Annotated in this window: 13 protein-coding genes and 1 pseudogene; 5 read left to right on the forward strand and 9 right to left on the reverse strand. The window is 75.1% G+C overall.

Going from position 1 to position 19,235, the window contains the following annotated elements:
- The first annotated feature begins 52 nt into the window (after positions 1–52).
- Together ACFVGO_RS32095 and ACFVGO_RS32100 are read left to right on the forward strand one after the other, a co-directional pair.
- Positions 53–1,354: an SWIM zinc finger family protein gene (locus ACFVGO_RS32095; RefSeq protein ID WP_380635584.1), complete on the forward strand. Its 1,302-nt coding sequence runs from the start codon at positions 53–55 to the stop codon at positions 1,352–1,354.
- A 33-nt stretch (positions 1,355–1,387) separates the two neighbouring features.
- Positions 1,388–2,968, forward strand: coding sequence for a DUF5691 domain-containing protein (locus tag ACFVGO_RS32100; RefSeq protein ID WP_380635587.1), 1,581 nt, complete (start codon positions 1,388–1,390; stop codon positions 2,966–2,968).
- 132 nt (positions 2,969–3,100) lie between these two features.
- On the opposite strand, the gene ACFVGO_RS32105 is transcribed toward ACFVGO_RS32100, so the two are convergent.
- The gene (locus ACFVGO_RS32105) at positions 3,101–3,505 is read right to left on the reverse strand and encodes a cobalamin B12-binding domain-containing protein (protein WP_224285525.1); all 405 of its coding nucleotides are present in this window, start codon (positions 3,503–3,505) and stop codon (positions 3,101–3,103) included.
- Positions 3,506–3,827: 322 nt separating this feature from the next.
- Between ACFVGO_RS32105 and ACFVGO_RS32110 the strand changes: the two genes are divergently transcribed.
- Entirely contained in the window at positions 3,828–4,628 is an 801-nt protein-coding gene (locus tag ACFVGO_RS32110) for a M23 family metallopeptidase (protein ID WP_380635590.1), read from the forward strand.
- 6 nt (positions 4,629–4,634) lie between these two features.
- On the opposite strand, the gene pcrA is transcribed toward ACFVGO_RS32110, so the two are convergent.
- The 3 genes from pcrA to ACFVGO_RS32125 all read right to left on the reverse strand — a co-directional run bounded on the left by pcrA (position 4,635) and on the right by ACFVGO_RS32125 (position 9,458).
- On the reverse strand, positions 4,635–7,247 hold the full coding sequence (gene pcrA / locus ACFVGO_RS32115; RefSeq protein WP_380635592.1) for a DNA helicase PcrA: 2,613 nt from the start codon (positions 7,245–7,247) through the stop codon (positions 4,635–4,637).
- A gap of 155 nt (positions 7,248–7,402) precedes the next feature.
- A complete protein-coding gene (locus tag ACFVGO_RS32120) occupies positions 7,403–8,131 on the reverse strand; it encodes a response regulator transcription factor (RefSeq protein ID WP_359911261.1) in 729 nt (242 codons plus the stop codon).
- Complete coding sequence (locus tag ACFVGO_RS32125) at positions 8,124–9,458, reverse strand: PspC domain-containing protein (protein WP_380635599.1); 1,335 nt, start codon at positions 9,456–9,458, stop codon at positions 8,124–8,126. The genes ACFVGO_RS32120 and ACFVGO_RS32125 overlap by 8 nt, the downstream gene beginning before the upstream one ends.
- Before the next feature lie 263 nt (positions 9,459–9,721).
- Between ACFVGO_RS32125 and ACFVGO_RS32130 the strand changes: the two genes are divergently transcribed.
- Together ACFVGO_RS32130 and ACFVGO_RS32135 are read left to right on the forward strand one after the other, a co-directional pair.
- Entirely contained in the window at positions 9,722–11,197 is a 1,476-nt protein-coding gene (locus tag ACFVGO_RS32130) for a PspC domain-containing protein (RefSeq protein ID WP_380635595.1), read from the forward strand.
- Positions 11,194–11,403, forward strand: coding sequence for a hypothetical protein (locus ACFVGO_RS32135; RefSeq protein WP_359911252.1), 210 nt, complete (start codon positions 11,194–11,196; stop codon positions 11,401–11,403). Before ACFVGO_RS32130 ends, ACFVGO_RS32135 begins: the two co-directional genes overlap by 4 nt.
- 55 nt (positions 11,404–11,458) lie before the next feature.
- Here the strand turns inward: ACFVGO_RS32135 and ACFVGO_RS32140 are convergent, their stop codons facing one another.
- The 5 genes and pseudogenes from ACFVGO_RS32140 to ACFVGO_RS32160 all read right to left on the reverse strand — a co-directional run bounded on the left by ACFVGO_RS32140 (position 11,459) and on the right by ACFVGO_RS32160 (position 19,196).
- On the reverse strand, positions 11,459–11,932 hold the full coding sequence (locus ACFVGO_RS32140) for a ubiquinol-cytochrome c reductase iron-sulfur subunit (protein ID WP_380355712.1): 474 nt from the start codon (positions 11,930–11,932) through the stop codon (positions 11,459–11,461).
- Positions 11,933–11,974: 42 nt separating this feature from the next.
- Positions 11,975–12,508 (reverse strand): annotated as a pseudogene (locus ACFVGO_RS32145) (DoxX family membrane protein); the annotation flags it as partial.
- Positions 12,509–12,721: 213 nt separating this feature from the next.
- Positions 12,722–14,317, reverse strand: a complete 1,596-nt coding sequence (gene guaA, locus ACFVGO_RS32150) for a glutamine-hydrolyzing GMP synthase (RefSeq protein ID WP_359911249.1) — start codon at positions 14,315–14,317, stop codon at positions 12,722–12,724.
- Between the two features lie 1,018 nt (positions 14,318–15,335).
- Complete coding sequence (locus tag ACFVGO_RS32155; RefSeq protein ID WP_359911246.1) at positions 15,336–17,060, reverse strand: hypothetical protein; 1,725 nt, start codon at positions 17,058–17,060, stop codon at positions 15,336–15,338.
- 303 nt (positions 17,061–17,363) lie between these two features.
- Positions 17,364–19,196 carry a GMC oxidoreductase gene (locus ACFVGO_RS32160; RefSeq protein WP_380635602.1) on the reverse strand — a complete coding sequence of 611 codons (1,833 nt, stop codon included), beginning with the start codon at positions 19,194–19,196 and terminating at the stop codon, positions 17,364–17,366.
- Positions 19,197–19,235: the final 39 nt, after the last annotated feature.

Below are 19,235 nucleotides of genomic sequence, written 5' to 3' on the forward strand. Positions count from 1 at the left end.
GCCCCGGACGGACCGTCAGCCGATGTCAGTGCCGCCGCCTACGGTCGGTCGCATGGAGGAACGCTGGAGCACCGAACACGTCCTGTCCCTGGCACCTGACGCCGCCTCGCAGAAGGCCGCGGGCAAGCTGTCCGCGCCCGCGCCGTGGTCCGGCACCGGCACCGACGGCACCGCGCTGTGGGGCGAGTGCAAGGGCAGCGGCCGCACGCCGTACCGCACCGCGATCGAACTCGCCACGCCCGCCTACCAGTGCAGCTGCCCCAGCCGGAAGTTCCCGTGCAAGCACGCGCTCGGGCTCCTCCTGCTGTGGAGCGGCACCCCGCAGGCCGTCCCGGCCGGGGAACCCGCCGACTGGGTGGCCGAGTGGCTCACGTCCCGCCAGGAGCGCGCCGAGAAGCGCGTGAAGGAGCAGGTCGTCGATCCGGAGGGCGCCCGGCGCCGGGCCGAGCGGCGCGGCGCCCGGGTCGCGGCCGGCGCGGCCGAACTGCGGCTGCGGCTGGCCGACCGGGTCCGGCACGGCCTCGCCGACCGGTCCACCGCCGGGCCCTGGGAGGAGGTCGCCGCCCGGATGGTCGACGCACAGGCCCCCGGCCTGGCCGCCCGGGTCCGCGAACTGGACGCGCTGCCGCAGGAGCGGCTGCTGGAGGAGTACGCGATGCTGCACCTGCTCGCCACCGCCGCCACCCGGCTGGACGAACTGCCCGCCGAGCTGGCCGCCACCGTCCGCACCCGGGTCGGCTACACCGTGGAGAGCAACGAGGTGCTGGCCGGCCCGACCGTCCGCGACCGCTGGCTGGTGCTCGGCAGCCGCGACACCTCGGACGAGCGGCTCATCACCCGCCGGATCTGGCTGCGCGGCGCCAAGACCGGCCGCCCGGCGCTGCTGCTCTCCTTCGGCCGCACCGGCCAGGCCCCCGCCCTCGCCCTGCCCACCGGCCGCCTGGTGGAGGCCGACCTCGCCTACCACCCGGGCGCCCACCCGCTGCGCGCCACCCTCGGCGAGCGCTACGGCGCCCCCGAGCCGGGCCCCGCCGAACCGCCCGCCGGGCTCACCGTCGCCGAGGCGGTGGCCGGCTACGGCACCGCCGTCGCCGACGACCCGTGGCTGGAGAGCCGGCCGACGGTGCTCGGCGACGTCGTCCCGGTCCGCACCCCGGACGGCTGGTTCCTGACGGACGGCCACCACACCGTGCCGGTCCGCGCCTCGACCGTCCCGGAGACGGCCCTGTGGCGGCTGGCCGCCGTCTCCACCGGCCGCCCGGTGACGGTCTTCGGCGAGTACGGCCACCAGGGCTTCGCCCCGGTCACGGCCTGGGCCGCCGGCCGACCCCCGGTCGGCCTCACCAACGCTTAGACACGCCCCAGACACTCCCCAGGAGAACCCGGCATGACGATCACCCAGGACCCGTGGGAGACCCTGCACACCAGCGCCCTGCTCGGCACCGACCGCCGCCCGCTCCCGGCCACCGCCCTTCCGCTCGCCGACGCCGTGGACCGGGGCGATCCGGCCACCGCCCTGCTGGAGCTGGCCGCGCTGGCCGCCGTCCGCCGCCGGGCCGGAGCGCTGCCCGTACCGGCCGCCGGGCCGCCCGGCCCGCCCGCGGCCGAGGACACCCGCCCGGAGCTGCCCGAGCCGGCCGCCCGCCGGCTGGCCGTCCTGCTCTCGGGGCGGGCCGGCAGCGGCGGCGGCACCCTGGCCAACCTGGCCGAGCTGCTGCCGCAGTGGCTCACCACCGCCCGGGCCCGGGGCCTGCGCCCGCCCGCCGCGCTGATACCCGGCCTGCTCGACGCCGCCCGCGCCCGCAGCGAACTGCGCCCCGACGCCGTGGCCCTGGCCGGTCCGCCGGGCCGCTGGCTGGCCGAGCAGAACCCCGACTGGCGGTTCGTGCTGCGCACCACCGCCCCCGACCTGCCGCAGCAGCCGACGGACGACCGGCTCTGGCACGAGGGCCTGTTCGCCGAGCGGGTCACCCACCTCACGCTGCTGCGCCGCCGCGATCCGGCGGCCGGCCTGGAACTGCTGCGCGGCACCTGGTCCACCGAGCGCGCCGAGGACCGCCTGCTCTTCCTGGACGCCCTCCAGGACGGCCTCTCCCCCGCCGACGAACCGTTCCTGGAGGCCGCCCTCGGCGACCGCAGCAAGAACGTCCGGGCCACCGCCGCCGAACTGCTCTCCACCCTGCCCGGCTCGGCCCTGGCCCGCCGGATGGCCGAGCGGGCGCGGGCCGCCGTCCGGCTCGCCGGCACCGGCACGCATCTGCTGGTCACCCCGCCCGCCGAGTGCGACGCGCAGATGCAGCGCGACGGGATCGCGCCCAAGTCGCCCACCGGGCGCGGCGAACGGGCCTGGTGGTTCGGCGAGGTGGTGGCCGCCGCGCCGCTGTCGCTCTGGCCGGAGAGCACCGGGCTGACGCCCGAGCAGTTGCTCGCCCTGCGGGTCGGCGACAGCATCGACGAGACCAGCAGCAGCTGGGCCGACGACCTGCGGGAGGCCTGGGCGCGGGCCGCCGTCCGCCAGCAGGACGCCGACTGGGCGCGGGCGCTGCTCGGCCCGGCCCCGTCCGGGCGCGGTGCGCGGGCCCGCGCGGCGCGCGCCACCGGCGCCCCGGCCAAGCTGCTGGCCGTCCTCCCGCCGGAGGAGCGGGCCGTCTGGACGGCGGCGTTCATCACGGCGCACGGGCTGGGCGAGGCCTTCCAGCTGCTCGGCGCCTGCGCCACCCCGTGGACGCCGCCGCTGTCCACCGCCGTGGTGACCGCCCTGGCCCGGGCGGCGGCCTCCGGGGCGTACCCGTGGAGCCACAGCGGGGTGCTCGGGATGACGGAGCGCGCGCTCGCCCCGGAGACGGCCGCCGCGGTGGAGGAGCTGGCCGCCGGGGCCGCCCCGGACTCCGCGTGGTCCGAGACCTTCGCCCGACTGGCCGGCACCCTGCGCTTCCGGGCGGCGATGCTCTCGGAGCTGGCGGGCTGAGCCGGGGCTGCCGGGGCCGACGGGGCCGACGGGGCCGACGGGCCGGCCCGGGGCTTTCCGGGGCTTTCCGGGCCCCGGAACGGCGGAGCGGGCCGGCCCCGGGGAGGGGCGGCCCGCTCGACGCGCGGTGGTTCAGCCGGCCCGCAGGTTCGACTCGACCCAGGCGACCACGTCGCGGGTCGGCGTGCCCGGGGTGAAGATGTCCGCGACACCCATCGCCTTGAGCTCGGCGATGTCCTCGTCCGGGATGATCCCCCCGCAGAAGACCTTGATGTCCTCCGCGTCGCGCTCCTTCAGCAGCTCCAGGACCCGCGCGCACAGCGTCATGTGGGCGCCGGAGAGGATGGACAGCCCGATGCCGTCCGCGTCCTCCTGGATCGCGGTGTCGACGACCTGCTCGGGCGTCTGGTGCAGTCCGGTGTAGATGACCTCCATACCGGCGTCGCGCAGGGCGCGCGCGATGACCTTGGCACCACGGTCGTGACCGTCGAGCCCGGGCTTGGCGACCACCACACGGATCGGCCCCGACACACTCATGACTGCCTCCTGGACGTCGTCGTCCACCATCCGACCGGGCCTCGTGGGCCGCCGGCGCGGTTAACGGTCAATAACCAACCTGAGGGGAGGTTAGCGCCACCCGGCACGGTTGACCGTGCCACCTCCCAAGAGGAGGGCAAAGTCACAGCTCCGGGCCTTGCCACCGGCGGGCCTACCCCTCCTCCCCGCAACCTCCGCACAGACCCCCCGGCCGCCCCCTTGACATCCGGAGGTTTTTCCGGGGCGTCGGCCAGGGAGCTACAGTCACGGCTGTCTTCCCCCGCCCGACGACGTCCGAGGCCCACCGAGGAGGCAGCCCCCGATGGCTCCCGATGCAGCCGCCCGTCCGACCCGCGCGGAGCTGCGCCTCGCCGCCCGCGAGCAGTCCCGTGCCCAGCGCCGCGGCGCCGCCAGGGCGGCCACCCGGACGGCGCTGCTGCGGGTCGCGCTGCCGTCGGTGGCCGCGCTCGGGGTGGCCGCGGCGGCGGCGATCACGGTGCAGGGGGAGGCCGACCAGCAGCGCGCCCAGGCCGCCGGACAGGTGCCGCGGACCGCGGTCGACAACGCCCCGGACACCACCGCCGCTCAGGCGGCGGCCCAGGCGGTCGCGGCCGGCGCGCCGACCCAGGCCTCGCGCGGCGACGCCCGCCTGCCGCTGGCCGGTGCCCAGCCCACCGAGGCCCCCACCGCGCAGCCCACCGCCGAGCCGGCGCCCGAGCCGGCCGGGCCCAAGGTGGTCATGCCGGTCGCCCGGCACGGTCTCGGCGAACAGTTCGGCGAGGCCGGCACCCACTGGGCCAACCGGCACACCGGCATCGACTTCCCGGTGGACGGCGGCTCCGAGGTCTACGCCGTGACCGACGGCACCCTGCGCACCCAGTGGAACCCGTTCTACGGCTACATGACGATCCTCAAGATGCCCGACGGCACCGAGGCCTGGTACTGCCACCTGCGGGCGTACAAGGTGCGCAAGGGCCCGGTGAAGCAGGGCGACGTGATCGCCTTCGTCGGCACCAGCGGCAACAGCACCGGCCCGCACCTGCACTTCGAGATCCGGCCGCAGGGCAGCGGACCGATCGACCCGCTGCCCTGGTTCCTCGCGAACGGGCTGGACCCGCGCTGAGCCGCCCTACAGCTTCTCGACGGGCGCGTAGCGCAGCAGCAGCTGCTTGCGGCCCTCGGCACCGAAGTCGACGGTGGCCTGCGCCCGGTCGCCGGCGCCCGTGACGGCCATCACCGTGCCCAGCCCGAAGCTGTCGTGGGTGACCCGGTCGCCGACCGCGAGCGAGACGGCCTCGCGCTCCACCGTCCGGCCGCCGCGCCGGGCCGACTGCCCCCAGCCCGCCTTCGGCGCGGCCGCCGTCGACGAGGACCGCGAACCGCCGCCCCCGGACGAGGACCTGCCCCAGGACGAGCCGGAGGAGAAGCCGCGCTGGACCGGCGCCTGCGCCGCCCCGGTGCGCTTCCACTCCACCAGCGTCTCCGGGATCTCCTCCAGGAACCGCGAGGCCGGGTTGTAGGCCGGCTGCCCCCAGGCGCTGCGCAGCACCGAGCGGGTCAGGTACAGCCGCTCGCGGGCCCGGGTGAGCCCGACGTACGCGAGCCGGCGCTCCTCCTCCAGCTCCTTGACCTGGTTGAGCGCCCGCATGTGCGGGAAGATCCCGTCCTCCATGCCGGTCAGGAAGACCACCGGGAACTCCAGGCCCTTGGCGGTGTGCAGGGTCATCATCGTGATGACGCCCTGCCCGTTCTCGTCGTCGTCCGGGATCTGGTCGGAGTCGGCGACCAGCGCGACCCGCTCCAGGAAGTCGGCCAGCGAGCCGACCGGCGGCGTGCCCTCGGCGTCGCCCTCCGGCCGCTCGCCCGGGTCCTGCTCGTACTCCAGGGCGACGGAGGCGAGCTCCTGGAGGTTCTCCACCCGGGTCTCGTCCTGCGGATCGGTCGACGCCTGGAGCTCGGCCAGGTAGCCGGTCTCCTCCAGGACGGCCTCCAGCACCGCCGCCGGGCCCGCGCCCGACTCGACGACCTGGCGCAGCCCGGCCATCAGGGTGTTGAACTTCTTGACGGCGTTGGCCGAGCGCGCGGCCATCCCGTAGGCCTCGTCGACCCGGACCAGCGCCCGGGCGAAGGAGATCCGCTCCCGCGCGGCCAGCGCGTCGATCATCGCCTCGGCCCGCTCGCCGATGCCGCGCTTGGGCACGTTGAGGATCCGGCGCAGCGGCACGGTGTCCTCCGGGTTGGAGAGCACCCGCAGGTACGCCAGGACGTCCCGGACCTCCTTGCGCTCGTAGAAGCGCACCCCGCCGACCACCTTGTACGGCAGGCCGACCCGGATGAACACCTCCTCGAACACGCGGGACTGGGCGTTGGTCCGGTAGAAGATCGCGACGTCGCCGGGCTTGGCCTCGCCCTTGTCGGTGAGCCGGTCGATCTCGTCGGCGATGAACTGGGCCTCGCCGTGCTCGTCGTCCGCGACGTAGCCGATGACCTTCTCGCCGTGCTCGCCGGCCGTCCACAGCTTCTTCTCGCGGCGGTTGGCGTTGCGCTCGATGACGGCGTTGGCGGCGCTCAGGATGGTCTGGGTGGAGCGGTAGTTCTGCTCCAGCAGGATCGTGGTCGCGTTCGGGTAGTCCTCCTCGAACTGGAGGATGTTGCGGATGGTCGCGCCGCGGAAGGCGTAGATCGACTGGTCCGCGTCACCGACCACGCACAGCTCGGCCGGCGGCACCTCGGCGAGCCGCCCCGCCGCCGGGTTCACGAGGTCGCCGTCCGCGGTGCGCCTGGGCGCGGCCGCGACGGAGCCCCCGCTCAGCTCCCTGACCAGCATGTACTGGGCGTGGTTGGTGTCCTGGTACTCGTCGACCAGGATGTGCCGGAACCGGCGCCGGTAGTGCTCGGCGACGTCGGGGAAGGCCTGCAGCAGGTTCACCGTCGTCATGATGATGTCGTCGAAGTCCAGCGCGTTGGCCTCGCGCAGCCGCCGCTGGTAGAGCGCGTACGCCTCGGCGAGCTTCTTCTCCATCGGGTTGGCGGCCTGGTCGGCGAAGGTCTCCTCGTCGATCAGCTCGTTCTTGAGGTTGCTGACCTTCGCCGTGAAGGACTTCGGCGGGAACTGCTTCGGGTCCAGGTCGAGGTCCCGGCAGACCAGCGACATCAGCCGCTGCGAGTCCGCCGAGTCGTAGATCGAGAAGCTGGAGGTGAAGCCCAGCTGCTTGGACTCGCGGCGCAGGATGCGCACGCAGGCGCTGTGGAAGGTGGAGACCCACATCGCCCGGGCGCGCGGGCCGACCAGCGCCTCGACGCGCTCGCGCATCTCGCCGGCCGCCTTGTTGGTGAAGGTGATCGCCAGGATCTCCCCCGGCTGCACCCCGCGGGCGCCCAGCAGGTGGGCGATCCGGTGGGTCAGCACCCGGGTCTTGCCCGAGCCGGCGCCGGCCACGATCAGCAGCGGCGAGCCCGCGTGCAGCACCGCCTCGCGCTGCGGGTCGTTCATCCCCTCCAGCAGCTGCGCCGGGTCCACCACCGTCCGCGCGGCGCCGTTGCGGTACCAGGCGTCCCGCTCCGCCTCGGCGGAGTGGTCGGTCCGGAACAGCCCGTCCGGGATGGCCTCCTCGTACGCGTCGTACGGAACGTCGTCGTCGTACGGCGGGGGCTCCTCGTCGAGGGGAGCTGCGGGCTGCTTCGACCCGGCGGCGGGTGCCTCGAAACCGGGGAGCGGAAGGTCGTCAAAGAGGCTACTCATGGCACATCGAGTCTATGGCCACCCACCGACAAGCCCGCCCGCCCCGGGCGACCGGGCCCGGTGCGGGCCGGTGCGGGCCGGTGCGGGCCGGTCGGACGGGCCCGCACCGGCCTTCGGGGGCGCCGGACGCCCCAGCCCCTCAGAACCTCAGAACCTCAGACCAGACGGCGGGCGGTGGCCCAGCGGGTCAGCTCGTGGCGGTTGCTCAGCTGGAGCTTGCGCAGCACCGCGGAGACGTGGCTCTCGACCGTCTTCACCGAGATGAAGAGCTGCTTGGCGATCTCCTTGTAGGCGTAGCCGCGGGCGATCAGCCGCAGGACCTCCCGCTCGCGCTGGGTGAGCCGGTCCAGGTCCTCGTCCACCGGCGGGGTGTCGGTGGCGGCGAAGGCGTCCAGCACGAAGCCGGCCAGCCGGGGCGAGAACACCGCGTCGCCGTCGGCGATCCGGAAGATCGCGTTCACCAGGTCGGCGCCGGTGATGGTCTTGGTGACGTAGCCGCGCGCACCGCCGCGGATGACGCCGATGACGTCGTCGGCGGCGTCCGACACCGACAGCGCCAGGAACTTCACGCCCTCCCGTCGCTCGCCACCGCTCTTGTCCGAGCCGCCGCGCGCCGCGCCGCCCGACCCCTCGCCCATCACCCCGGCCGAGCGGCGCAGCACCTCGACGCCGCCGCCGCCCGGCAGGTGGACGTCGAGCAGCACCACGTCCGGCCTGGTCTCGGCGACCACGCGGACCGCCGAGTCCACGTCGTCGGCCTCGCCGACCACGTCGATGCCGGTCACCTCGGTGCGGCCGATCTCGGCCCTGACCCCCGTCCGGAACATCCGGTGGTCGTCCACCAGCACGACCCGCGCAGAACGCTCCGGAGCTGCCTCAGTCATCCGCTCTCTCCATCTCCAACTCGACCTCGGTGCCGCCGCCCGCAGCCGGCCGCACCCGAGCGGTGCCGCCGTTGCGCTTCATCCGGCCGATGATCGACTCCCGTACGCCCATCCGGTCCTCGGGCACCGTGTCGGGGTCGAAGCCGGGGCCGTGGTCGCGGACGAACACCGACACCGTCCTCCCCTCCACCTCGGCGTAGACCTGGACCGGTCCCCCGCCACCGTACTTGGCCGCGTTGACGGTCGCCTCCCTCGCGGCCTGCATCTGTGCCGCGATCCTCTCGTCCATCGGGCAGTCGCCGACGATCACCAGCTCCACCGGGACGCCGTGCCGGTCCTCGACCTCGGCGACGGCGGCCCGCAGGCTCTCCGCCATGGTGTCCGGCGCGGCCTCGGCGGCGGCCTCCGGGCGGTACAGCCACAGCCGCAGCTCGCGCTCCTGCGAGCGGGCCAGCCGCAGCACCTCCTTGGGGTCCTCGGCCCGGCGCTGGATCAGGGTCAGGGTGTGCAGCACGGAGTCGTGGATGTGCGCGGCGATCTCGGCCCGCTCCTGGGCGCGGATGCGGGCCGTGCGCTCGGCCCCGAGGTCCTGCCAGAGCCGCAGTCCGTACGGGCCCAGCAGCACCAGCACGCCGGCCAGCACCGCGAGCGAGGCCTCGACCACCGAGCCGAGCGTGGAACCGCTGCCCTGCATGGCGAGCAGCGCGATGGTGCCGGCCACCGCGAGCAGCACGCCGGCGCCGACCCGGGTGTAGGCGCCGCGCCGCTTCTCGCCCTCCTCGATGCCGAACCAGCGCTGCCAGCGCGAGTCGTCGGCCTGCCGCCAGACCAGCGCCACGCCGACGCCGATCGCCAGCAGCGGCCAGGTGTACGGCTTGGCGGTCTGCAGGCCGAGCACGTTGAGCAGGGCGATCAGGCCGATCACCGTCATCACCAGGGCGGCGAGCTGGCCCAGGCCGCCCTGCCCGGCCTTGCCGGCCGGCGCCGCCTCCTCCCCCTCCACGGGGGCGCCCACCGGCTCGCCCTGCAGGGTGTGCTGGAGCAGCCGGCGCATCCGGGCCACCCAGCCGCCGGCCTGGCCGCCCTTGCTCAGCAGGCCGCCCTGCACCCCGGGCGAGGCCGGGACGAACACCCCGTTGACGTACACCCACTGGGCGCCGCCGCGCTGCGAGGGCTCGCCGATGCCGATCGGCACCACGAACCAGAACGCGGCGTACAGCAGGGCGCCGATCCCCTGCGCGAAGAACAGCACGACGAAGGCGATCCGCACCCACCGCACCGGCAGCCCGAGGTGCACCGCCAGGCCGTGCGCGACGCCGCCGAGCATCCGTCCCTGCGGGCTGCGGTAGAGCCGCCGGTAGGGCGGCCTCCCGTCGTCGGGCGCGCTCGGGTCGGCGCCGGCCGACGACGCGGCGTCGGGGGCGGTGGGTCGGGGATCGGTACCGGGGGCTGCCACGGCACCGATGGTTCCACGCGCGCGCCCACGGGCGCATCAGGGTGTGTCCCCATCGCGTATCAGGGACAAGTCAGGGTACGGACAGGGATCGACCCGGTTGGGCCGGGCCCGCCCCTGCCGGAAGGATGGTGCCCATGACCGAGGACCCCCGCATCGAGGAGGCCGGGCCCGCCGCCCCGCCGGAACCGGACCGCCCGCCACTGACCCGGGCCGAGCACCACCGCGTGGTGGCCGGCGTCTGCGGCGGCCTCGGCCGGCACCTGGACATCGACCCGGTGGTCTTCCGGATCGTCACGGTGGTGCTCTGCCTCTCCGGCGGCCTCGGGCTGTTCCTGTACGGCCTGGCCTGGCTGATCGTCCCGACCGACGACGAGTCCAAGGGCCGCGGCGGGCGCACCGAGCTCCAGCGGGTGCTCACCGGGCGGGTGGACGGCCAGTCGGTCGGCGCGGTGCTGCTGACCGTGATCGGCACCGGGGTGTTCTTCTCCTCGATGGGCGACGGGGACCAGATGTTCCCGCTGCTGCTGCTCGCCGCCCTGGTCTTCCTGGCGGTGCGCTACGACCCGGAGCGCCGCCGGGGCCGCGGCCGGGGGCGCGACCGCCGCGGCGGCGGGCCGTACGACCGCCGCTTCCCGGGGTCCGACGGGTCCGAGGGCACCGGGGTCACCGGGGTCACCGGCGGCGCGGCGGGCGCCGGGAGCGCCGGGGCCTACCGCTGGCCGCGGCCGGAGCAGGACGAGTCCGCCCGGGCCGCCGGAAAGGGCCCCGCCGACAGCCCGGCCCCCGGCGCCGGCGGCTACCTGTGGGACCCCCGCCACCCCGAGCGCAATCCGTACGGGGGCGGCTCCTCGGCCACCCCGACCCCGCCCTTCGGCACCCCGGTGCCGCCGGCCGGTGGCCCGGCCCGGCCCTGGTGGCAGCGCGCCGACCTGCCGCAGGGCGACCCGCTGCGCAAGGAGCACCCCGGGCGACGCCCCGCGCCCGCCGCCGTACGGCGCCCCCGGGAGCGCTCGGCGCTCGGCTTCTTCGGCTTCCTGCTGGCGATCGGCGCGGGCGCCGCGGTCTGGGCCGCCTCCGCCGACCACCACGACCCCACCGTGCTGGGTGCGACGGTGCTGGCCGCCGCGCTGCTGGTGGTGGGCCTGACGCTGCTGGTCGGCGCGAAGTTCGGCCGGGCCCGCCGGCTGGCGGTGACCGGCCTGCTGCTCACCCTGGCGCTGGCCTTCGTCGGCCACTCGCCGGACTCCGTGCGCAACGCCGTCGGCGATCGCGACTGGACCGTCGCCTCGGCGACCGACCTGCGCGACCGGTACAACCTGGGCGCCGGGCAGATCAGGCTCGACCTCTCCGCGCTCGACCCGGCGGGGGCCACCCTCGCCACCAAGGTCGACCTCGGAACCGGCGACATGACGGTCACCGTGCCGGACGACATCACGGTGAACCTGGTGACCCGGATCGGCCTGGGCAACGTCACCGTCCCGGGTGAGCGGAGCGACGGCACCGGGCGGCACACCTACCTGATCGGCCCTGCCAACGGGCAGCCGGCCAAGGGGACCCTCAATCTCGAACTCGGAATCGGGCTCGGCAACATCAAGGTGGTCCAGCAGTGAGGAAGCACCGGCTCGACCTGTTCTCGCTGATCGCGGGCGCGCTGTTCACCGTACTCGCGGTGCTCTACCTGGTCGCGGCGCTCAACGACCAGTCGGTGAACGGGCGGATCGTCATCCCGGTCACCTTCATCGTGCTCGGTGTCGGCGGCCTGGCCGGCGCGGTCGCGGCGGTGGCCCGGCGCGGCCGGCCCGACCGCGAGGAGTGAGCGGCCGGGGCAGGCCCCCGGACGTCCCGCGCCGCCCCTGACCGGCTCCGGGCCCTCAGCTCTGCTGCGGGCCCAGGGCCAGCCGGTCCCCGTCCTTGCTGACGGCGTACTTGGGCAGCGGCTTGACCGCCGGCCCGTTGACCACCGCACCGGTCGCGGCGTCGAACCGGGAGCCGTGGCAGGGGCAGTACAGCTGGCCGTTCTTCGGCGCGTCCACGGCGCAGCCGGAGTGGGTGCACACCGCGGAGAAGGCGCAGTACTGGCCGGCCTTGGGCTGGACGATGTAGACGGCGTCCCCGGTGGCCGGGTCCTTGACCTGGGCCGATCCGCCGACCGGCACGCTCGCGGCGGGCACCGTGGGCGCCGTCGCCGGGGCGCCGGAGGCCGGGGCCGCGGCGGACGGGACGGCGGAGACCGGGGCCGCCGACGGCTCGGGCGCGGCCGACCTGTCCCGGCCGAAGGTCCGGGTCAGCGAGCCGGTGAGCAGCCCGGCCCCGCCGATCGCGACGGCCGCGATCCCGCCGTCCACCAGGGCCCGGCGCTTGACGTGGTCCTCGCCCAGCCCGCGCGCGCGGTCCCGTCCGGCCCGGCGGGCCAGGTAGCCGTCCACCGACAGGTACGGGGTGCCGGCCAGCAGCAGCGGCGTCCAGGCCATCAGGTAGGCCAGGTCGTTGCCGAGGTAGTACGGCGAGACGCTCCAGCTGACGGTCAGCCACAGGCTGAGGCTGAGCAGCGCGCCGCCGAGCGCGGCGGCCCGGCCCCAGAGGCCGAGCAGGGTGCCCAGGCCCACCGCCAGCTCGCCGAAGGCGACGGCGAGCGCGAACAGGGTCGGGTGGTCCAGGGCGGGGCCGAGCAGGAAGGAGATCGGGCTGCCGCCCGCCTTGGCGGCCCGGGTCTGCGAGACGAAGGACGCCGGGTCGCCCGCCCCGGCCAGGAAGTGGGCGTCGGAGAGCTTGTCGAGCGCGGCGTAGACGAAGGTGACGCCGAGGAAGAGCCGCAGGGGCAGCAGCGCGTACTTGGACGCGAGCGCCCGCAGTTGCGCCGCCCCGGCGGCGCGGCCGGCCGCGCCGCCACCGGCCGGCACCGAGTTGCTGGCCTCCGACATCCCTCACACCTTCCCTCGCCGCCTGCCAGTCCCTGACAGGTCCGGTCCGCATTCTGCCCGCTCCCGGCCGCTTTCGGTGGGAGGTCCTCCCGGAGAGCGACGCCCGCACCGCAAACGGTCGCGCCGTCGCTCCCTCCAGTACGGGAACGACGGCGCGACCGTTCAGGCATCGGCCTCAGGACGAAGAAGCGTCCCGGCGGCCGGCGGGAGTGATCACTCCCACTCGATGGTGCCCGGCGGCTTGCTGGTGACGTCGACGACGACGCGGTTCACGTCGCGGACCTCGTTGGTGATCCGGGTGGAGATCTTCGCCAGCACGTCGTACGGCAGGCGCGACCAGTCGGCGGTCATGGCGTCCTCGGACGAGACCGGGCGCAGCACGATCGGGTGGCCGTAGGTGCGGCCGTCGCCCTGCACGCCCACGCTGCGGACGTCGGCGAGCAGCACGACCGGGCACTGCCAGATCTCGCGGTCCAGACCGGCCGCGGTCAGCTCCTCGCGGGCGATCGCGTCGGCGTCGCGGAGCAGGTCCAGACGCTCCTCGGTGACCTCGCCGACGATCCGGATGCCCAGGCCCGGGCCCGGGAACGGCTGGCGCTGGACGATCTCCTCCGGCAGGCCCAGCTCCTGGCCGACCATCCGGACCTCGTCCTTGAACAGCTTGCGCAGCGGCTCCACCAGCTGGAACTGGAGGTCCTCGGGCAGGCCGCCGACGTTGTGGTGGGACTTGATGTTGGCGGTGCCGGTGCCGCCGCCGGACTCCACCACGTCCGGGTACAGGGTGCCCTGGACCAGGAAGTCGACCGACTCGCCCTGCTCGCCGGCCTCGGCGACGATCTCGGCCTGGGCCTGCTCGAAGACCCGGATGAACTCCCGGCCGATGATCTTGCGCTTCTCCTCGGGGTCGGTGACCCCCTTCAGCGCGTTCAGGAAGCGCTCGGCGGCGTCGACGACCTTCAGCTGGACGCCGGTGGCGGCCACGAAGTCCTTCTCGACCTGCTCGGTCTCGCCCTTGCGCATCAGGCCGTGGTCGACGTAGACGCAGGTCAGCCGGTCGCCGATGGCCTTGTTGACCAGGGCGGCCGCGACCGCGGAGTCCACGCCGCCGGACAGGCCGCAGATCGCGCGCTTGTCGCCGACCTGCTCGCGGATCAGGGCGATCTGCTCGTCGACCACGCTGCCGGTGGTCCAGGTCGGGGCGATGCCGGCGCCGCGGTAGAGGAAGTGCTCCAGGACCTGCTGGCCGTGGTCGGAGTGCAGCACCTCGGGGTGGTACTGGACGCCGTAGAGCCGGGCCTCGTCGTTCTCGAAGGCCGCGACCGGGACCAGGTCGGTGGAGGCGGTGACGGCGAAGCCCTCCGGGGCGGCGGAGCAGGCGTCGCCGTGCGACATCCACACCGAGTGCTGCGCCGGGACGCCCTCGAACAGGGTGGAGCCGGTGCGGGAGACGGTCAGCGGGGTGCGGCCGTACTCGCGGGCGCCGTTGTTGTCGACGGTGCCGCCGAGGCTCTTGGCCATCAGCTGGAAGCCGTAGCACATGCCGAAGACCGGGACACCGGCCTCGAAGATCGCGCGGTCGATCTGCGGCGCGCCGTCTTCGTAGACCGACGAGGGGCCACCGGAGAGGATGATCGCCTTGGGGTTCTTGGCGAGCATCTCGGCGACCGGCATGCTGCTCGGCACGATCTCGCTGTAGACCCGCGCCTCACGCACCCGACGGGCGATGAGCTGGGCGTACTGGGCGCCGAAGTCGACCACCAGGACGGGGTCGTTGTCCGGCGCGGACTGGACGGGAATTGCAGAGGACACAGACGGCCTTCCGGCAGCGGTATCGAGGTGTCACGCGTGGCCGCCTCCCCGGCGGGACTGCGGCTGCGGCGGACGGTGTGGGGTGTCTGGACACCGATTCTACCGGGCTGTCCGGTTTCACTCGTCTGCCCGTCCAATGAACCGTGACCGGGCGGGGCCGCGGTTCGTTGCTTCTGACGAACGTACGGCCGCGCCGCGTCCGCCAGGCGCGCCGCCCGCCCCCGCGGGGGCACCGTACGGCAGCAGGACCACGCGTGGAGCTCCACCCCAGTCCACCGGCGCACGTGGTGCCGCCGCCCGGTCCGCCGGGCGCGCGGCTCCGTGGGACCGTGCGCGGGTGCCGCGGCCGGCGAGCAGGGGACAGCGACCCCGGCCGCGACTGGGCCGAGAGGTGGGACGGCCGGAGTCCGGGGACGCCCGGGACCGGCCGTCGCACCCCCGGTCCGTTCCGGTGCGCGCCCGGGCGCACTCCCCCGTCCACCTCGTGCCGCTACGCGCGTCCCCGTGCGCCACAACCATCCGGACCACTACGCACCGTGATCATCGACGGCGGCCCCGCCGGGAAATGCTCTGTGCCGAACTGTGCCGAACCGGTTGCAGAGCGAGCCCCTCGTCCAGCACGATGCTCGTTGTAAGCGGTTCTCCCGGCGCCTCGCGGCCCACCGAGGAGGCCCGCGACGGCGTTCTCCGCAGCCGCGCCGCAGGGCGGTGGCAGCGATTGTCAGTTCACGCTCCGTGAGCGTGGGACCGGCGCAGACCTGCGTGCCGACCCGCCGCGCACGGAGGTGCGCGCCCCGCACGGCCGGCCACCCACGCCGGAGCCGCGCGGCGCACCCCGAAGCCGACCGACACGACGGCGCTCCTCCCCCGGCGCCGTCACCCCAGCACCGGCGCGGCCCTGACGCCGAGTGCTGAACGACAAAGGGCCCCGTTCCCCCGCGGGGCCCTTTGCCCTTTCCCCGTGCTCCCGACCTCCGGCACCGCTCCCGGCCTCCGGCAACCCCGACGGCCGCCCGGGTCAGGGGTGCTTGCGCCAGACGCTCGGGTCGACCGGCTCCTCGGCCGGGGGCGGCGGCACCGCGCCGGGCACCGGCGCCCCGCCGGCCGGGGCGGGCGGCTCCTCGTGCGAGTCGAGCACCTCGCTCACCCCGCCGCCGGAGTCGAACGGCGCGTCCTGCGGCACGACGGCCCGCGCCGGCCCGCCGTACCCCGGCACCGGACCGCCCTGCTGCGCCGGAACGCCGTGCGGCGGCGTCGCGTACGGCACCTGCGGCGGCACCGCCGCCGGGTGCGGCGCGCCGCCCTGGGCACGGGCGAACGGGGACTCGGCGTACGGCACCGCGCCGTTCGGCGCGCCCGCGCCCCGGTCGCGGACGGCCACCAGCAGCGGCGGCACCAGCAGGGCGCCGACCAGCGCCCAGACCGCGTTGGCCACCAGCGTGCCCAGGAACACCAGCCCGGCCGAGGACTCCTGGGAGAACTCCATCCGGGCGGTCTCGGTCCAGCCCGTCATGGACGTGGTCTCCACCAGCCGCGCCCCGGAGAGCGCCATCAGCAGGGTGAGCGCCCCGGCGTGCAGGGCCGCCAGGCGCAGCCGGTCGGTCGCGTCCAGGCGCCGCCGGTACGCCGCCCAGCCGAGCACGCCCGCCGCGACGAGCGCGGCCAGGCCGGCCCAGCGCCAGTCGGCGCTCAGGTCCCGCAGGTCGAAGAAGGAGAACTCGGTGTCGTTGCTGCGGTCGCGCCACGAGCCGCCGCCGTCACCGGACAGACCGGTGTGCGTCCGGAAGCCCGCCCCCGAGCCGAAGCCGAGCAGGCCGAGGCCGAGGTTGGGCAGGAAGGCCAGCGAGACCCCGGTCAACGCCCCGTCGTCGCTGTTCAGCGCGACCAGCAGGAAGGCCGCCACCGAGGACAGCCCCACCGAGACCGCGAGCGCCTGGCCGGCGGTCAGCGCGGCCACCGCCCAGCCGCGCACCGAGCGGCTGCGCCAGGCCGCCCAGCGCAGCGCGTCGGTGCCGTACACCAGGAAGGCCAGCAGGGCGGCCGGCACCACGGTCCAGGCGACCGCCTCCAGCCAGCCGGAGTCCGCGGTGACCAGCAGCTCCGGCTTCCCCCGGGAGTCGAAGTAGTCGGACTTCACGCCGCGGCCGTCCGGGCTCCAGTCCGTACCGCCGACCAGGCCGAGCGCCAGGCTCACCGCCGCGAGGACCGCCGCGGTGCGCATCGCCTCGGCGGCGGCCTGGCCCCGGGTCAGCTGGCCCTCGGCCGCCTTGCGCCGGCGCAGCCCGGCCCGCAGGCCGAGCCAGAGCGCCAGGCACCACAGGACCGTGACGGTCATCGGCAGCACCCGGACGGTCTCGGTCCAGCCGTCCGGGCCCCGGCCCACCGAGCTCTGGTAGGCGAGCCGGAACGGCGCGCCGAGCGCGTTCAGGGTCATCGACAGCATCGCGCCGAAACGCTCGCCGAAGCCGGGCGCCTCGAACCGGTACTGGTACTGGTAGTCGCTGGGGACCGCCGCGATCAGCGCCACGGCCAGCAGGACGAGGGTCGGCGCGACGGCCGCCCTGGCCGCCGGGCGCCAGTCCGCGGCCGTCAGCAGGCGCTGGAGGGCGGGCTGCCTGTCGTACGACTGCCCGGCGCCCCAGCTGCCCAGGGCGGGCGGGGCCGCGGCCGCGGGCCGGTACCCCGGCTGCGGCCCGTACTCCGGCTGCGGCCCGTACCCGGGCGGCGGCACGGGCGGCGGCACGGGCGCAGCCGCACCCGGCGGTGGCGGCGGGACAGCTGTCGGCGGGACGGCCGGCGGGACGGCCGGCGGGACGGCGCTCGGCGGGGCGGTCGGCGGGGCCGGGGGCGCGAACGGCCGGCCGCACGACCCGCAGGCGGGCGCCCCCTCCGCCGAAGTCGCCCCGCACGATGTGCAGTTGGCCATGGCCCGCGTTCCCCCCGCTCGACGAGTTCCTGGCCGCCCCAGGGAGCCCGTTTATCCCATCGGACCCGAACGGCTGTCAACCGGGAACCGGCGCAGGCGGATTGGCCCGCCGGACCGGGTTCAGCCGCGCTTCTTCGGGACCTCCGGGACGGGCAGCAGCGGCAGCCGCAGCGCGCCGAACGCGCCCTCGGGCACGGCCGGCCGCACCGGCGCCACGGCCGCGACCCGCCGGTACTCCTCGCCCTGGGCCGGGCGCGGGTCCACCTCGCCCTTGTTCGGCCACATCGACAGGGCGCGCTCGGCCTGGGCCGTGATGGTGAGCGAGGGGTTGACGCCCAGGTTGGCGGAGACGGCCGAACCGTCCACCACGCTGATCCCCGGGTAGCCGTACAGCCGGTGGTACGGGTCCACCACGCCGGTCCCGGGGGCGTCGCCGATCGGGCAGCCGCCCAGGAAGTGCGCCGTCATCGGGATGTCGAAGATCTCGCCGACGGTGCTGCCGGGGAAGCCGTTGATCTCGTCGGCCAGCGCCTGGGCACCGCGCTCGGCCGCCGGGATCCAGGTCGGGTTGGGCTCGCCGTGGCCCTGGGCGGAGGTGAGCCGGGCCTTGCCGAGCGGGCCCTTCCTCAGCGAGACGGTGATCGAGTTGTCGAGCGACTGCATCACCAGGCCGATGATCGTCTTCTCGGACCAGCGGCGCTGGTTCATCGAGCGGGCGAAGGTCACCGGGTGGAGCGCCGAGTTGCCCAGGAAGCGCAGCCAGCGCGGGAGCGTTCCGCCGCCCCTGACCTGGGCGATGGACAGTGCGCCCATCGCGTTGGAGCCCTTGCCGTAGCGGACCGGCTCGATGTGGGTGTTGGCGTCCGGGTGGATCGAGGAGGTGATCGCCACGCCCTTGGTGAAGTCCGCCTTGGCGCCGTAGCGCCGGTCGGTGGTCTGCGCCCCCACCAGCGCCTCGGAGTTGGTCCGGGTCAGCTCGCCCAGCCGCTCCGAGATCCGGGGCAGGTGGCCGCCGTCCCGCATCCGGTGCAGCAGCGACTGGGTGCCGTAGGTGCCGGCCGCGACGACCACCCGGGCCGCCGTGATGGTCCGCGCGCCCGCCTTCACCCGGTCGGTCTTCGAGCGCGCGTCCGTGCGGCGCACGTCCACGGCGAAGCCCCGGTCCCCGTCGGCCCCGCCGATCTCCCGGATCCGGGCCACCGTGGTGAGCGGGTGGATCTCCGCGCCGCCCTTCTCGGCCAGGTACAGGTAGTTCTCGGTGAGCATGTTCTTGGCGCCGTGCCGGCAGCCGGTCATGCACTCGCCGCACTCCACGCAGGCCTTGCGGGCCGGGCCGGCGCCGCCGAAGTACGGGTCGGCCACCTCGCCCCCCGGGGCCGCCTCGGCCGCGCCTCCCCCGGACTCCGTCCGGGAGGTGCCCCCGGCGTCCTCGCCGTCGCCGAAGAAGACCCCGACCGGCGCCATGTGGAAGGTGTCGCCGACGCCCATCCGCTCGGCGGCCGCCTTGAGGTGGACGTCGGACGGGGTGAGGGTCGGGTTGAGCCGGACCCCGAGCATCCGCTGCGCCTGGTCGTAGAACGGCGCCAACTCCTGCTGCCAGTCGGTGATGTGGCGCCACTGCCGGTCCTCGAAGAAGGCCTTCGGCGGCACGTACAGGGTGTTGGCGTAGTTCAGCGAGCCGCCGCCGACCCCGGCGCCGGCCAGGATCAGCACATTGGCCAGCAGGTGGATGCGCTGGATGCCGTACAGCCCGAGCCGCGGCGCCCACAGGTAGTTCGGCAGGTCCCAGGAGTTCCTGGGCAGTTCGTCCCGGTCGAAGCGCCGCCCGGCCTCCAGGACGGCGACCCGGTAGCCCTTCTCGGTCAGCCGCAGCGCCGCGACCGAACCGCCGAAGCCGGACCCGACCACCACCACGTCGTAGTCGAACTCCGCCGCACCGCCGGACTGCACCATCTGCCACCGCTCCTTCGCCGGGTGAACCTGTCTGTGGGG

The organism is Kitasatospora sp. NPDC057738, from assembly GCF_042798815.1.
Classification (GTDB): Bacteria; Actinomycetota; Actinomycetes; order Streptomycetales; family Streptomycetaceae; genus Kitasatospora; species Kitasatospora lactacystinica.

What these genes read in the sequence shown, in the direction of transcription:
- ACFVGO_RS32105 (WP_224285525.1), bottom strand. Translation starts at nt 3,505, where the DNA reads ATGAGTGTGTCGGGGCCGATCCGTGTGGTGGTCGCCAAGCCCGGGCTC.
- ACFVGO_RS32120 (WP_359911261.1), bottom strand. Translation starts at nt 8,131, where the DNA reads ATGACTGAGGCAGCTCCGGAGCGTTCTGCGCGGGTCGTGCTGGTGGAC.
- ACFVGO_RS32095 (WP_380635584.1), top strand. Translation starts at nt 53, where the DNA reads ATGGAGGAACGCTGGAGCACCGAACACGTCCTGTCCCTGGCACCTGAC.
- pcrA (WP_380635592.1), bottom strand. Translation starts at nt 7,247, where the DNA reads ATGAGTAGCCTCTTTGACGACCTTCCGCTCCCCGGTTTCGAGGCACCC.
- ACFVGO_RS32110 (WP_380635590.1), top strand. Translation starts at nt 3,828, where the DNA reads ATGGCTCCCGATGCAGCCGCCCGTCCGACCCGCGCGGAGCTGCGCCTC.
- ACFVGO_RS32130 (WP_380635595.1), top strand. Translation starts at nt 9,722, where the DNA reads ATGACCGAGGACCCCCGCATCGAGGAGGCCGGGCCCGCCGCCCCGCCG.
- ACFVGO_RS32125 (WP_380635599.1), bottom strand. Translation starts at nt 9,458, where the DNA reads ATGCTCGGCGGCGTCGCGCACGGCCTGGCGGTGCACCTCGGGCTGCCG.
- ACFVGO_RS32100 (WP_380635587.1), top strand. Translation starts at nt 1,388, where the DNA reads ATGACGATCACCCAGGACCCGTGGGAGACCCTGCACACCAGCGCCCTG.
- ACFVGO_RS32160 (WP_380635602.1), bottom strand. Translation starts at nt 19,196, where the DNA reads ATGGTGCAGTCCGGCGGTGCGGCGGAGTTCGACTACGACGTGGTGGTG.